At 65.3% G+C, this 14,465-nt stretch carries 14 protein-coding genes and 1 tRNA gene; 5 read left to right on the plus strand and 10 right to left on the minus strand.

Features of this window, described 5'->3' with window-relative positions:
- Positions 1 to 468 precede the first annotated feature (468 nt).
- Positions 469 to 1,527, minus strand: a complete 1,059-nt coding sequence (locus tag D1Y85_RS05610) for a sigma-54 interaction domain-containing protein (RefSeq protein WP_124150045.1) — start codon at positions 1,525 to 1,527, stop codon at positions 469 to 471.
- A 423-nt stretch (positions 1,528 to 1,950) separates the two neighbouring features.
- Here D1Y85_RS05610 and D1Y85_RS05615 point away from each other — a divergent pair, with 423 nt between their 5' ends.
- The 5 genes from D1Y85_RS05615 (at position 1,951) to otsA (ending at position 6,290) form a co-directional block, all read left to right on the plus strand.
- Complete coding sequence (locus D1Y85_RS05615; protein WP_124150046.1) at positions 1,951 to 2,250, plus strand: hypothetical protein; 300 nt, start codon at positions 1,951 to 1,953, stop codon at positions 2,248 to 2,250.
- Between the two features lie 314 nt (positions 2,251 to 2,564).
- The gene (locus D1Y85_RS05620) at positions 2,565 to 3,968 is read left to right on the plus strand and encodes a sigma-54-dependent transcriptional regulator (protein ID WP_124150047.1); all 1,404 of its coding nucleotides are present in this window, start codon (positions 2,565 to 2,567) and stop codon (positions 3,966 to 3,968) included.
- Between the two features lie 118 nt (positions 3,969 to 4,086).
- The gene (locus D1Y85_RS27295) at positions 4,087 to 4,311 is read left to right on the plus strand and encodes a hypothetical protein (RefSeq protein ID WP_124150048.1); all 225 of its coding nucleotides are present in this window, start codon (positions 4,087 to 4,089) and stop codon (positions 4,309 to 4,311) included.
- 116 nt (positions 4,312 to 4,427) lie between these two features.
- Positions 4,428 to 4,652: a hypothetical protein gene (locus D1Y85_RS05630; RefSeq protein ID WP_124150049.1), complete on the plus strand. Its 225-nt coding sequence runs from the start codon at positions 4,428 to 4,430 to the stop codon at positions 4,650 to 4,652.
- Positions 4,653 to 4,865: 213 nt separating this feature from the next.
- On the plus strand, positions 4,866 to 6,290 hold the full coding sequence (otsA, locus tag D1Y85_RS05635) for an alpha,alpha-trehalose-phosphate synthase (UDP-forming) (RefSeq protein WP_124150050.1): 1,425 nt from the start codon (positions 4,866 to 4,868) through the stop codon (positions 6,288 to 6,290).
- A gap of 150 nt (positions 6,291 to 6,440) precedes the next feature.
- On the opposite strand, the gene D1Y85_RS05640 is transcribed toward otsA, so the two are convergent.
- The 9 genes from D1Y85_RS05640 to D1Y85_RS05680 form a co-directional block, all read right to left on the minus strand.
- Positions 6,441 to 7,016, minus strand: coding sequence for a hypothetical protein (locus D1Y85_RS05640; RefSeq protein WP_124150051.1), 576 nt, complete (start codon positions 7,014 to 7,016; stop codon positions 6,441 to 6,443).
- A gap of 131 nt (positions 7,017 to 7,147) precedes the next feature.
- Positions 7,148 to 8,572, minus strand: coding sequence for an MFS transporter (locus tag D1Y85_RS05645; protein ID WP_124150052.1), 1,425 nt, complete (start codon positions 8,570 to 8,572; stop codon positions 7,148 to 7,150).
- Positions 8,573 to 8,693: 121 nt separating this feature from the next.
- Entirely contained in the window at positions 8,694 to 9,197 is a 504-nt protein-coding gene (locus D1Y85_RS05650) for a YbhB/YbcL family Raf kinase inhibitor-like protein (RefSeq protein WP_124150053.1), read from the minus strand.
- A gap of 102 nt (positions 9,198 to 9,299) precedes the next feature.
- Entirely contained in the window at positions 9,300 to 9,749 is a 450-nt protein-coding gene (locus D1Y85_RS05655; RefSeq protein ID WP_124150054.1) for a very short patch repair endonuclease, read from the minus strand.
- A gap of 39 nt (positions 9,750 to 9,788) precedes the next feature.
- Positions 9,789 to 11,156 (minus strand): DNA (cytosine-5-)-methyltransferase, encoded by a 1,368-nt coding sequence (gene dcm, locus D1Y85_RS05660; RefSeq protein WP_124150055.1) that lies wholly within the window; start codon positions 11,154 to 11,156, stop codon positions 9,789 to 9,791.
- Positions 11,157 to 11,253: 97 nt separating this feature from the next.
- Entirely contained in the window at positions 11,254 to 11,610 is a 357-nt protein-coding gene (locus tag D1Y85_RS05665; RefSeq protein ID WP_246024794.1) for a hypothetical protein, read from the minus strand.
- Between the two features lie 91 nt (positions 11,611 to 11,701).
- Positions 11,702 to 11,974 carry a hypothetical protein gene (locus D1Y85_RS05670; protein ID WP_124150056.1) on the minus strand — a complete coding sequence of 91 codons (273 nt, stop codon included), beginning with the start codon at positions 11,972 to 11,974 and terminating at the stop codon, positions 11,702 to 11,704.
- 147 nt (positions 11,975 to 12,121) lie between these two features.
- Positions 12,122 to 12,196 (minus strand) — tRNA-Arg (locus tag D1Y85_RS05675).
- Positions 12,197 to 12,562: 366 nt separating this feature from the next.
- Complete coding sequence (locus tag D1Y85_RS05680; protein ID WP_124150057.1) at positions 12,563 to 14,194, minus strand: M35 family metalloendopeptidase; 1,632 nt, start codon at positions 14,192 to 14,194, stop codon at positions 12,563 to 12,565.
- Positions 14,195 to 14,465: the final 271 nt, after the last annotated feature.

A 14,465-nucleotide genomic window follows, 5' to 3' on the forward strand; every position in this document is an offset into this window, starting at 1 on the left:
GGACGCCGGGCACCGCAGGAATGGGTGAACGGCCTCGCTTGATGCAGCGGGGATTTTGCCGGACCGGCGCCCACAAGGGCATAGGGGATTTGCAAATGTTTGCAAAAACGTGTTGCGCGGAAAACCTCTGCAATGAGCGACTCGTGACAAACGGTCCTATCATTCGAGCGAATGTTCGGCGGACCTTTCGACGGAAAAGCTTCCGTGCAATGAAACACCAGCAATCACGCGGTTATTGTCTGCGGCGGCAAATCGAGTTCGAGGGAAAACGCCAGCGCGAAGTCGTGTCGAACGCTAGGGCGAGCACGCGGTGGGCGCCGATGTAGCGGCTATCGGATTTAACAGTGCAGTCCGTCGTCGCCTTCAGTCAGAGGCAGGCTGACCTTTGCCCGTCCAGCGTCGCGAAAGGCGTGTTCGAACTGGCAGATATCGAAGGTTCCGGTTCTGCAACAGTTTTCGGCGGCAAGCTCAACTGGTTTCGCGCGCACCACCATCTTCGTCTTCGGCACTGTCTTCGGCGCCGTAGCTGCCGAGGCGGTTGTAAAGCGTCTTGAGGCTCACGCCCAGCGTGCGCGCCGCTAGCCGCTTGTCACCACCGCAGTATTTGAGCGTGCCAAGGATGATCTGCTTTTGCGCGTCGGCGAGCGGCGTGCCGATCCAGACGTTCATCGCGTTGCCTTGCGCGACCGGTTTCTTCACGCGCGGCACGAGTTGTGGATGCGTGATCTCGACGACCTTCTCCGTGAGGATGAACGCGCGATAGACCGCGTTCCTCAATTCGCGCACGTTGCCGGGCCACGACCAGTTGCGCACGGCGTCGAGCGCGCGCTTGCTGAAGGTCTTTTGCGTGCCCTCCTGCGCATTCAACTCGGCGAGAAAGAGTTGCGCGAGCAGTTCGCGGTCGCGTTCACGTTCACGCAGTGGCGGCGCGCGCAGTGGAAAAACGGCGAGACGGTACATCAGGTCTTCGCGCAGACAGCCCTCCTTCACGGCCGTCACGGGATCGCGATTGGTCGCCGCGATGATACGCACGTCGCCGCGGGTCGCTTCGTTGCTGCCCACCGGAAAGTACTCGCCGGTTTCAAGTGCGCGCAGCAGCTTCACCTGACGCAGCAATGACATTTCGGTGACTTCGTCGAGAAACAGCGTGCCTCCGCGGGCGTGCTCGAAGTGTCCTTCGCGCGCCTGCACGGCGCCCGTGAAGCTGCCCTTCTCGTGGCCGAAGAGTTCCGCTTCGATCAACTCGTCAGGGATTGCGCCGCAGTTCACCGCGATGAACGGTCCGTCACGCCGCGCGCCAAGTTCGTGGATGGTGCGGGCCACGAGTTCCTTGCCCGTTCCCGATTCGCCGATGATCAGCGCGGTGGCGTCAGTGGCCGCCACGCGTTCGATCTGCGCGTAGAGTTCCAGCATCACCGACGACGATCCGTAGAGCCGCCCGTACGACTGCAATCCGGCGACGCGCGCCGCGGCGTTTCCCGTTTCGTTGCGATTGGCGGTGGGCGAGTCCGGCTCGATTGACGCCATAAGGTAGTCGTCCTGAAAAGGGGGCTGCCGACTTCGAACGGCCGCATGATCTGCGGTGTGCGGCCGGGGCGGGGTTCGGGTCTGGCCGTCCAGGACTGGCGCGCAAAGAGCCGCGCCGACGGCCGCGTGGTTTCCATCCTGGAAACATTTAACCACTGCCGCGCGTCGCAGGGCAATGAACGAGCCGTCGGACGAGGCGCGCAGCTCGCGTCCACCGCGACAGACGCGCGTGCGGAAAGGATGTTGGCGATGTTGGCGCATGTTGCGGCCCGCAAGGTGCGAATCCTGCTAGGGAACTCGGAGCGTCCGTCGGAATCGACGGTGTAAGGGCGGGTGCAAAAGCGAAAGCGCCCGGCTCGACGGTGCCGTCGCCCGCGATCCGGGCGTTCTCCGGCATGGACAGAGCGAGATCAGGAGGCCGCGATGAGGAACAGGACGAGTCTGGTTGGCGCATTTGGCGCATTGCTCGCTGTCGGCGCGCTCGGTGCGACGGCGGGGATGATGGCGAAGCGCTGGGCGCAGCGTCATCGGGCGCAACGTACGAGCTATTACCGCGATTTGAGCCGCTGGGAAGACGAAGGCGGCTCGCTCGCTACAAACGGTAGTGGTGGGTCTGCGGTGACCGCATTCGGCGCCAGTCAGCCGGGGGTCGCATCGGATACGGCCCGCACCGGGGATGGCGCGGCCGGTGAGCCTTGGCCATTTCCGCATGGCCACGCATGAGTGGGCTCGGGGATGCGCCACGCATATGGCGGGATCGTGCGATATCGGGTGCCTCTATCTCGAATACGTCTATAATGGTTATATCGACAACAATCATGGCTTTATTTAGTCAATAGTTGCTTGATTGTTGCGCTGATGTAGCTAAACCCCGCGCCTGCGCCGTCTTCGGCGCAGGTCCGACCGTTTCGTACTCCACTGCGCCACGACTGCGTGTGCCGCGCTTTGCGCGGCGCCGGGCCGGATTTTCCGGCGCGCCCCCGCGCCGGCGGTGCGGCAGTGTGGGGTCATCTACCTTCCAGGGCTGACGAGACGCGATGCCACATGTATTGATTGTCGATGACGACGCGGCAACCCGCGAAGCGCTGGCGGCCGTGGTGAGCGACGATGGGCTCACCACCGCGCAGGCAGGCGATCTGCGCGAGGCGCGCATCCAGCTCGTGCGGCAGATGCCGGACGTTGTCTTCACGGATCTCAAACTGCCGGACGGCAGCGGGACCGACCTGTTCCAGGACCTCGATCCGCGCTCGGGCGTGGAACTCGTGGTCATCACCGGCTATGCGAGCGTCGAGACGGCCGTGGACGCGCTCAAGGCCGGCGCGATCGACTACCTCGTCAAACCGATTAACCTGCAGCGTGTGAAGGCGATCCTGAACCGCCTGCCGCGCGCCGGCGATCTCAAGGCAGAGATCGGCACGCTGCGCGGCGAGCTGCGCCGGATGGGCCGTTTTGGCCTGATGCTCGGCAATTCGCCGGCGATGCAGGAGGTCTACGACCAGATCAGCCGTGTTGCGCCCACGCCGGCGTCCGTGATGCTCGTCGGCGAGTCGGGCACGGGCAAGGAGGTCGCCGCGCAGACCATCCATCAACTGAGCCTGCGCCGCAAGCACGAATTTCTCGCCGTGAACTGCGGCGCGATCTCGCCGAATCTGATCGAGTCGGAGATGTTCGGGCACGAGCGCGGCTCGTTCACCGGCGCGGACCGGCAGCACAAAGGTTATTTCGAGCGCGCGAACGGCGGCACGCTGTTCCTCGACGAAATCACCGAAATGCCCCCGGAGCTTCAGGTCAAGCTTCTGCGCGTGCTGGAGACGGGCATGTTCATGCGCGTCGGCACGACGAAGGAGATCGAGACCGACGTGCGCCTCATCGCCGCGACGAATCGCGATCCCGAAGAAGCCGTCGCCGAAGGCAAGCTGCGCCTCGACCTCTATCACCGCCTCAACGTCTTTCCGATCAACCTGCCGCCACTGCGCGAGCGCGGCAAGGACGTGGTATTGCTCGCCCAGTCGTTCCTCGACGAACTCAACGAGCGCCACGGTACGAAGAAGCAGTTCCCGGCCGCCGTGCGCGAGATGCTGATCGCGTACCCGTGGCCCGGCAACGTGCGCGAGCTGAAGAACTATGTGCAGCGCGCACACATCATGTCCAGTGACGAGGGCGAGCTGACGGCGGCGGTACCGTTGCAGATTTCGCTGTCGAAATCGATGCCCGGGACGGCATTGACGATTCCGTTCGGAACCTCGCTTGCCGATGCCGACCGGCAACTGATTCTGGCGACGCTCGAACAATGCGGTGGCGTGAAGACGCGCGCGGCGGAGATTCTCGGTATCAGCCTGAAGACGCTCTATAACCGGCTCGTCGAATACGGCAACGAGCGGGGCAAAGGCGGAGCGAGTGAAGAGGCGCAGGCGGGCGCGGAGGGCGGCGCGAACGTCTGAGCGCGGGGCCGCGCGGCGGCCGCGGCAGTCTGCGTGCGGGGCCTCGGTCGCCTCGTGCGCGTTCCGCCCAAGGTGTGTCCAGGTGTCGATGAACGACAGACATCCCGAGGAGTGAGCCATGTCCAGAAGCCAATCCGCCGATCGCGCCAGCGCAAAGCCCTGGCTCGCGCATACCCCCCAACCTGATGAACCGCCGCCGGGTGAGCCGGAGCCGGGTGGACCGCCGATCGGCGATCCGCCACCCGAGCCCGATGAACAGCCGCGTTCGAAAGCCGGTTCGACCCCGTTTCCATCGGCTTTCCTGCCCACAGCAGATTCCGAGCCTGGGACCTTGTGGCGCTAACGAATTCAGGTAGACGTTACAAAAGCGCCGCCATTTTTACCGGAAATTTCACGTCGCGGCCCCTAGACTATTTAAACGCCACCGACGAGTGGCGGCCTTCCGCTGGAGGCATCGAGATGAGACATCCTGCATTGCGTCGCTCTGCACGTCACTCGGCCAAGCGTGGTCCGCGTGACGGAGAACAGCCGAGCAGCAATCCGCCACCGATGACCGCACCCGACCCGGCCGGCCAGAACCGCCCGGCGCCCGGCATTCCCCCTGACGGCGAGCACAACCAAGGCGGCGCGCGGGCCGAGGGACTCGAATACCAGCGCGATCTCGGCTCCGAACAGGACGCCTGAGTCTCTTCCGGGCGCGTCGTGCTGCTTCTGGCCCCGGCGCCGCCTGGGCGCGTCAACCCACGTATTCGCACGGCGCGCCCGCCGCGCGGCTCACGCTCGTCCTGCGCGGGTTCAAGCAGACTCTCACGCTGAGTGATCGATGGAGGGCACGCTTTTTGCGTGCCTATGCGAGGCAACGTCTTCCGGAAATAACGAAACAGGAGGTTGGCCGCAATGGGCAAGCTGATCGTGGTATCGAATCGCGTCGCGCCGACACAGGAGGGGCGCCCCGCTGCTGGGGGGCTCGCCGTTGGCGTGCTGGACGCGCTCAAGGAAACCGGCGGCGTCTGGTTCGGCTGGAGCGGCGACACCGTCGCCGCTCCAGCACCGCCCGCCCTCGAGCAGCAGGGCAGCGTCACTTATGCGACGGTGGGGTTGACCCGCCGTGACTACGACCAGTACTACAAGGGCTTCTCGAACACGACGCTCTGGCCGACCTTCCACTACCGCAACGACCTCGCGCGCTACGAGCGTCAGGAATACGGCGGCTATCTGCGCGTGAACGTCGCGCTCGCGCGCCAGCTTCAACCGATGATCGAGCCCGACGACATCGTCTGGGTCCACGACTACCATCTGATCCCGTTCGCACGTTGCCTGCGCGATCTCGGCGTGAAGAATCCGATCGGCTTTTTCCTGCACATTCCGATGCCGGTGCCCGAGGTGCTGCGCTCGGTGCCGCCGCACGAAGAACTGATGAAGTTCCTGTGCCACTACGACGTGGTCGGGTTCCAGACCGATGCGGACCGCCAGGCGTTTCTCGACTACGTCGAACGCGGCGGCCATGGCACGGCGAGCGAGGACGGCATGGTCCACGCCTGGTCGCGTTTCCTGAAGGTGGGCACCTATCCGATCGGTATCTATCCCGACGTGATCGCGAACACCGCGGCGCAATTCTCCGAGCGCAAAGCCGTGCGCAGCCTGCGCGACGCCATGCGCGGGCGCAAGCTCATCATGAGCGTCGACCGGCTCGATTATTCGAAGGGGCTCGCGGAGCGCTTCCAGGCCTTCGAGCGCATGCTGCAGAACGGGCCGGGCTGGCATGGCCGCGTGTCGTTGCTACAAATCGCGCCGCCGACGCGTGCCGATGTGCAGACCTACCAGGCAATCCGCAGCAATCTCGAAGGCGAAGCGGGCCGCATCAATGGACGCTTCGCGCAACTCGACTGGACGCCGATTCAGTACCTCAACCGCAAGTACGAGCGCAATCTGCTGATGGGATTTTTCCGGCTCGCGCACGTGGGTTATGTCGCGCCGCTGCGCGACGGCATGAATCTCGTCGCGAAGGAATATGTGGCGTCGCAGGATCCCGACGATCCGGGCGTCCTCGTGCTCTCCCAGTTCGCGGGCGCAGCCGAGCAGATGCAGGGCGCGCTCGTCGTCAATCCCTACGACCTGAACCAGACGGCCGAGGCGCTCGAACGTGCGCTCTCGATGCCGCACGCCGAACGCAAGTCGCGTTACGAGGACATGATGGCCGCGTTGCGCGAGAACAATCTCGCGGTGTGGCGCGATACGTTCTTGGCCGACCTGCGCAGCGTCGCTACCGCCGCGTCTGTCACGGCGCGGGCGCGTAGCGTCGCGCCAGCGAGAGCTGGCTGAGGGCGTTCGTCCCTTGGGTTTTTCGTTCGCCGCGTCGCGCTCGCGCTAGTCGGGCGCGGCGCAATGCGATTGAGCGTGATGCCGCGGCGCGCATGAATTCCCGCGCGGCGGCCATCGAACCGCTGCGTTGCGTTGCAGCAGACCCGCGCGTCAGCTCTGCGGCTGTCGCGCTGCGTCGTACGGCTCGGGCGAGCGGGTCGGGTCGAAGTCGGCCCAGTGGCCACCCTGCCAGCGGCCTGAAGCGCGTTCGATGTCGGCGGCGTGCGATTCACGCAGAACGTCCGCCGCGACAGCCTGGCTCTCCGGGGTCACATGCACGGAGAGCAACACGCCCGAGTTGCGCGTTTCGCGCAGCACCCGCTCGTGATGCTCCGCCGCTTGCTGCCGGCTCACCATCATGCCGATCCACGCGCCGAGGCACGCTCCCACACCCGCTGCAATCACTACCATAGGAAGCGACGCCGACATCCCCGCGAAGATCGCAATACCCACCACGGCGCCCGCAACGGCGTCTGCGACGACGTTGTGCGAGAGATGCTGCCAGGTGAGGGCGGGTTCGCGCGGCGCCGCGATGGGCATGGCGTGGTGGGCATGGGCGTGCTGTCCACGCGGATTGACGAAGACGATGTTTACGTCTTCCTCGACGAAGCCGCGCTCGTAGAGTTTCTCGGCGACGGCCTCGGCGGCGGGGAAGGTCGTGAACCGTCCGGCGACGATCAATGACATGGAAATCTCCCTTTTGGTTGGTTGAGCACCGTGAAGGGAAGATCGTGCGGGCGGCGCGAGACAACACGCCGCCATTCGCTTGGACAGTTATTTTGCGCGCGAGTGCTATCGAAAGGGGGAAATCCGGGGATTTACATCCGCGTCGGCGCCGAATTTGCCGGCACGAGCCGCAGCGTGCTGATGACGGCCGCAACGGCGGCGAACACTGTCGCCACATAGAGCGCGGCTGTCGGGCCGTGTTCGGGGGCCACGCCGAAGATCAGCGCGACGAGCGCGGCGCCGAGTGTCTGTCCGCTCAGGCGCGCCGTGCTGAGCATTCCGCTCGCACCGCCCGAGCGCTCGCGCGGCGCGGACGACAGCATCAGCCGGTTGTTCGGCGACTGGAACGTGCCGAAGCCCACGCCGCACAGCGCCATGCGCCAGCCGATGTCGAACGCCGACGGATGGGCGCCGAGCGTCGCGAGCAGCACCAGCCCGAGCGTGAACAGCGCGAGCCCGATGCCGCCGAGGAGGCCCGCCGGATAGTGGTCGGAGAGCCAGCCGGCAAGCGGCGCGGCGCCGATGATCACGAGCGGCCAGGGCGTCATGAGCAGGCCGGTCTGCACCTGAGAGAGCCCGAACGTGTCCTGCATCAGGAACGGTAGTGCAACGAATGCAAGCGTCTGTGCGCAGAACGTGCAGATCGACGTTCCCACCGAAAGCGCGAACACGGGAATGCCCAGCAGATCGACGGGCAACAGCGGCGCGGGCTGGCTTAGCTGGCGGCGCACGAAGAACCAGCCGATCACGAGCGCCGCGACGAATTCGGCGGCCACCCAGGCGCGGCGCTCGCCGTGGCCGAGGCCATCGACGGCGAAGATCAGCAGGCCGAACACGAGCGCGTTGAGCACGGCGCTCCAGTAGTCGTAGGGCGCTGGATGCCGCGGGTTGAACGGCAGCGCGCGCATGCCGAGCACGCACGCGGCGATGCCGATCGGCACATTGATCGCGAAGAGCCACGGCCATGACGCGACGCTGAGCACGCCCGATGCGACGGTGGGCCCCACCGCAGACGCGATGGCAACGACCATCGCGTTGATCGCCACACCGCGGCCCAGCTTGCTGCGCGGATAGATCATGCGAACGAGAGCCGTATTGACGCTCATGATGCCGGCGCCGCCGAAGCCTTGCACCATGCGCGCGATCGCGAGCGCGGGGAGCGACGTGGCCAGCGCGCAGCCCAGCGACGCGACCGTGAAGAGCGCGAGCCCCCACAGATACACTCGCCGGTAGCCGATACGGTCGCCGAGCGAGGCGAGCGGCAAAAGCGAGATCGTGACCGAAAGCTGGTACGCGTTGACGATCCAGATCGAACTGGCCGCGCTCGCGTTCAGGTTGCGCGCGATGGTCGGCAGGGCGACGTTGGCGATCGCGCCGTCGAGCACCGCGAGCGTGATACCGAGCGCGACCACGATGATCGCGTGATAGCGCTGCGGGAACGGCAGGCCGGGCTCGGCTTCTGCAGTGGCGTGATTCGGGTGCGTGGAAGCGGGGGAGGTGGTGGAAGTGGTGGGCATCGATGATCGGGTGTGCGTCGCGCGGCGGTCGGGCGTGCGTCGCGCGGCGACTTGCGTCGTGTTCGCACATGCGCTTGCGGCGGCCCGCGCGGCTGAGCGCGGGCCCGCTTGCGGCAAAACGTTATTTAAGTTCGTAGAGTCCGACGTAGGTCGTCGAGTCCAGTTCGTTCAGGTGCGTCATGAAGCGGGCGACTGCGTTGGTCGTCTCCGGCGTAACCGGAAGGTGTGCCGCCTTCAGCGCATGCACCCGGAAAATATAGCGATGGGGCTGGTCGCCGCGCGGCGGCGCCGCGCCGCCGAAGCCGACTGTGCCGTAGTCGTTGCGCATCTGCACGGCGCCCTGCGGCAGCAGACTGCCGTCCGCCTTGCCCGCATTGCGCGCGAGCGAGCGCACGTCCGGTGGAATGTTGACGACGACCCAATGCCAGAAGCCGCTGCCAGTGGGCGCGTCGGGATCGTAGATCGTCAGTGCGAAGCTTTGCGTGTCCTCGGGCGGCGCGTCCCACTGCAGGGCGGGAGAGACGTTGTCGCCGTCGACGCCGAAAGCCCGATCGTCGAATTCCTGCGCCTTCGGCATGAAGCCGTTGCTCGGAAAGTCGTCGGACCAGAGTCGGAAATCTGCCATTGTTTATCTCCTTCTCGCAGGTTCTTGCAAGCGTTCCTGAACCGGACGCGGCTGAGCAAAACCGGTCGAGTGAGTTTATCACCGCGACACGACTCTCAGCCTTCATCCGCGCGCTTCGAACCAGACCGAGCCGCTGTCCTTCAACCACGCGTCGAGACGCTCGACTACCGCTTGCGGATCGTGATCCGCGCCGCGTAGCGCACATTCCCAGATCACGGCGACGCGCCAGCCCTGCGCGGCGAGTGCGGCGAGCGTGCGCGCATCGTTGGCGCGGTTGCGCGCGATCTTTTCGCGCCAGAACTCGGGACGGGTCTGCGGCCATTTGAAGAGCGCGCACGCGTGGCCGTGCCAGAAACAGCCATGTACGAGCACGACCGCGCGATAGCGCGGCAACACGATGTCGGGGCGTCCCGGCAGTTCCCGCACGTCGAGCCGGAAGCGAAAGCCGCGCCGATGCAGCAGGCTGCGGATCACTCGCTCGGGTTTCGTGTCGCGGCCGCGGATGCCGGACATCATCCGGCTGCGGGTGGCGGCATCGACGACGTCGACCATGGCTTGGCGTCCGATCGTCGTGGGTTGGCGCGCCGCGGGTCAGGCCGCCTCGGCGGCCGGTTCGGTGCGCGGCGCTCGCGAAGTCGCGCCCGCTTTCCCTGCTTTCGCCGCTGGCTTGCGCACCGCGCCGGATTTCGCCTGTACCTTCGGGCCAGCCTTCGCGAGCGCCGCGTCGAGGTGCGGCATCATCGTGCGCGCCACTTCGCGCATCACCGGCATCACCACGCTGTTGCCGAACTGGCGATATGCCTGGGTGTCGCTCACGGGGATGCGGAACGTGTCGGGAAAGCCCATCAGCCGTGCGCACTCGCGCGGCGTAAGGCGGCGTGGGCGCAAGCCTTCGCCCTGGTGGACGAGAATCTCGCTGCCGTCCTTGTGATAGCGCGCCGAGAGCGTGCGCGTGACGCTCTGCTCGAACGCGAGGCCGTAGCCGAAGCCGTTGCCGGCGGCGCGATGCTTCTCGGCGTATTGCTGGAGGTACTGCCAGAGACCCGGCGTGAGTGTGTACTTCGGTTGGACGCGGCGTGCGCCGTGATCGAAGAAACGCTCGCCGTCCCACGGGAGGACGGGCTCGCAGCCGTCGGTGCGATGAAGGATCGATCCGAGACGCGGGCCCGCTTCGGGCAGCGCGAGCGCGTCCCAGGTGAACGCGGCGGGCTCGCGGAACCCGGCGATGATGATGCGCTCGCGATGCTGCGGCGTGAAATGGCGCCCGTCGATCACGCGATAGTGGACGTCGTAGCCGAGTTCGTCGCGCAGCACCTGGCGGATCACGTCGAACGTGCGACCGCGGTCGTGCGACAGCAGGTTCTTGACGTTCTCGAGCAGGAAGGCGGCGGGCCGCTTTTCGGCGATGATGCGCGCGACGTCGAAGAAGAGCGTGCCCTGGGTCGAGCATTCGAAGCCGTGCGGACGGCCGAGCGCGTTCTTCTTCGAGACGCCGGCAATCGAGAACGGTTGGCACGGAAAGCCGGCGAGCAGGACGTCGTGATCGGGGATATCGGCGGCGGGGACCGCGGTGATGTCGCCGGCGAACGCGTGGTCCTCGCCGTGGTTCTCCAGATAGGTCTTCTTCGAGAACGGATTCCACTCGCTCGTGAACACGCACTCGCCGCCATGCGCCTCGAAGCCCATGCGGATGCCACCGATGCCCGCGAACAGGTCGACGAAGCGAAAACGAGCGGGTGCCGCGACGGCGCGCGCGCCGCCGTGCAGGAGTTCGCGCAGCGCGGCTTCGAGCATGGCGGGGCAGGGTGTTTCGCCTTTTTCCCAGCGACGCACGGTTTTGACGTCTTTGCCGACATGCTCGGCGATCTGCTGCTGGGTGAAGCGCTGGCGTGCCTGCTGCAGCAGGTCTCGCGAATGGGCCGGGGACACGGGATTCTCTCTGGGGATTTTGGCGGACATTATGACCGATAGCCGACCCGCGGCACCAGGAAAACTGCCTGCTGGCTGCGAGGCGTCACGCAAAACCGGCCAGCGTCGTTGGTCCCGGCGAGGAGGGTCAGGCGAGTGTCGAACCGCCGGCAGCGGCCCGCAGCCCGGAAGCCGCGTCGGCATCTTCGGCCGCTTTCAGGTCGTGCTCGTCGAGCACGTTCAGCAGGCTGTCGATTTCGCTGAGCTGGCCCTTGTTGACGTAGCCGGTGTCGAGCAGGCGATGGAGACGCTTGCGCCAGTAGGTCGACGGGAGGATCGGACCGGCGAGATCGCCGTTCAGCGCGAGCGGCATGACACGGCGAATGTGCGTGATGTCCTGATCGATGAGGCTCGACATGAGTTGCCCGGCAGGAGTGGGACGATCGGAGTCCATACCGGACATAACGGCATGGATCGCCGCAGCTTGAGGGCTGCGCGCATCCATGTTTACCCGCGGCGATGAAGCGGCACGTGCAACCGCGCGCGCGGCCCGGCTGGCGCGGTGACGCGACACCGCGCGAACGGGCTTGCCGGACTTACTTGTCTTGCAGCGGCGTGTCCGCCGGCGGAAGCGCCGCGGCTTCGAAGAAGCGGCGGGTCGCTTCGAACGACTGCAGCATTTGTTCGGGCCACGGCGTTTGGAGCATCACGGCCTGATGATTTTCGAACGCCGATGTGAGCAGCCGGCCGAGTTCCGGCGAATTCAGATGACGCAACACGACGCTCAGCGCGATGGCGGTAGCCTGGCTGGCGCCGGCCGTCTGCAGTTCGGAGGCGGTGAGGGCTGCGAGTTGCTTGTTGATGTCCATGAGGAGTCAGGGCTCTGAGAATTGCGTCGCCGGGCGTATCGCGGATAGCGGCCTGTGGCGTGGGATGGGTGTTTGCGCGGAGCCTCGCCGGATTGGGTAACGGGATAGCGGGCTAGCCGGCTAACGGGCTAATGGGCGTCGGGCGGCTGGTCCCCCTGGCAGGAATCGAACCTGCATCTAGCGCTTAGGAGGCACTTGTTCTATCCATTGAACTACAGGGAGGCGTGCGGGACGCGAACCTGCGGGCTCCGCTATGTCCGCCATGTTTCCCAAGTCACCCGTCATGGCGCGGAGCGTTCGCGTTTTCGCGCCGAAGGCGAATCGCGATGCAGGACGTGGAGTATAGCAAACGCCTTCCAGCGCGAAAATGATGCGTTGCGGTGCGCCGGGGCAAGCGCGTTAGTCCCGGGGTCGCATCCACATTGCGTGCGGTCACTCACCAGTGAAACTGTGCCGGGAAACGGGCCGGATGCAATGACCTGGCAGCGGCGTCATTCCAGCTGACGTCGGCCTCGGCCGGGCATCGCGATGCCCGGCCGAGGCCGACTAGCGACTCAGCGATGCGCTGCGTCACGCGTTCCCCACGCTTCATGCACTGCCGTAGGCCTGGATGAACATCCCGTAGTTGTCGGCATTGGTGATGGCGGCCCGGGTGTTCGTCGCGGCGAGACGATGGTCATCCGCCCGGCCGTACGAATGATCCTCCGTGCCGCCGATGTTCGTGAAGTGACTTAGCTCGTGGATAAGCGTCGTCTCGAGCGTATTCCGACCTTCCACGTTGGTGAACGCCAGCGGTGCCAGATCGATCTTGTGAGGGGAGTCGGGGAACACGTGGGCCAGTTCATGACTGTTCGCTCCTCGGGTGGCGACCAACATGTTCACATCGTGTGCCAGAGCATGCTGGATGTTGCTCAATACCTGCGTCACGTGTTGTACGTTCGCGGGTGTCGGTGCTCCGAACCAACGCTGGAAGTTGCTGTCCGGGCCATGAGCGAGAAGATGGTCGAGCGCTGCATCGACCATTTGTTTTGCGTGGTGATACGCGTCGCGTAGCATGTGTTGCTGCTCCGCGTTAAAGCCTCTCATGAGCGGGTCGCGGGCTGATGCGTGCGGCGATTTCTCAGCGGGAAACGTGTCCAGCGCACCGCCTCGGCCGGTTGAGCCCGCCCCATTGGGTGCCCCGAATTCGCCGGGGAATTGGCCCGGATCGCCACCTCCAGATTCGCCGACTGGACCGGCTCCGCCACCGCCACCGCCGCCGCCCGCTCCGCCGGGTGCGCCACCACCGGCTGCTCCGCCTCCACCTGCTCCGTTGGGCGCACCACCACCTGCCCCGCCGGGTGCGCCACCACCGTCTGCCCCGCCGCCGCCCGCTTCGTCGGGTGCGCCACCACCACCGCCACCATCTGCCCCGCCCGGTGCGCCACCACTGTCACCACTGGCGTCCGCTCCGCCACCGCCGCCGCCATCCGGGCCGGACCCGCCATCTGCATCTCCGGGAGTACCGTTTGCCTCGCCGCCTGTTGGCCCGCTCATACCCGGGCCGCCGGGACCCGCGGGTGGCAGGCCGTCCCAGGGGTGTTTGTGGCGTGGAATTCCGTCGTCGTAGTCGATGAAGCGCTGATGGTGACCTTGCTTGTTCCAGATGTCGCGTATGTGGTTACCAGCCTTGTCCTGAGTCTCGCGAATGTGGTTGCCAGCCTTGTCCCAGATCTCGCGAATATGGTTGCCAGCCTTGTCTTGGGTGTCGCGTATGTGGTTGCCGGCCTTGTCCCAGGTCTCGTGAATATGGTTGCCGAACTTGTCCTGGGTGTCGCGTATGTGGTTGCCGGCCTTATCCCAGGTCTCGCGAATATGTTTGCCAGCCTTGTCCTGGGTGTCGCGTATGTGATTGCCAGCCTTGTCCCACGTGTCCCGTATGCGCTCGCCGTTTTTGCCCCGTGATTCGAGTACGGTGTTGCCATTCTTGTCCCGTGTGCCACCTATAGGACTACCAGCCTTATCGCGCGTATTGCCTGCGGGGCTATTCGCTGTATCTCCGCGTGGGTCGTGCGATTTGCCGAAGACTCCGGTATCGAGTGGACGATTACCGCTTCCAGGACCGTATTCAGTTGGTGAATGGATTTCGGGCTCGCGAGCGATACCGGCGGATTGCACTGCGCGTTCCGCGTTTTCCGAATGCCACGCGCAGTGAGTGCTGGAGAGGGAATTGACGTCCATGGGCGCTCCAATAGATTAAATTGGCAGAACGATTTAATCATCGGAGAATCACCCCAGGTAACACGCTGGTATGGTGATCGCCTTCCGCGCCCGCAGGCATTTTCACCCAATGCAGCGATGTGCTGGTCGATCTGGATTTGGCGAGGATTCGGCGTCATCCATTGCGTATATATGCTGCCCGTCCTCGCGTTGTGGTTTCATTTCAACGCATGCGAATTTCAATCGATGCCTTTGCAGCGAATTATCTGGATGCGCATGCGCGTGTCGTATC

This window comes from Paraburkholderia dinghuensis, from assembly GCF_003837865.1.
GTDB lineage: Bacteria > Pseudomonadota > Gammaproteobacteria > Burkholderiales > Burkholderiaceae > Paraburkholderia > Paraburkholderia dinghuensis.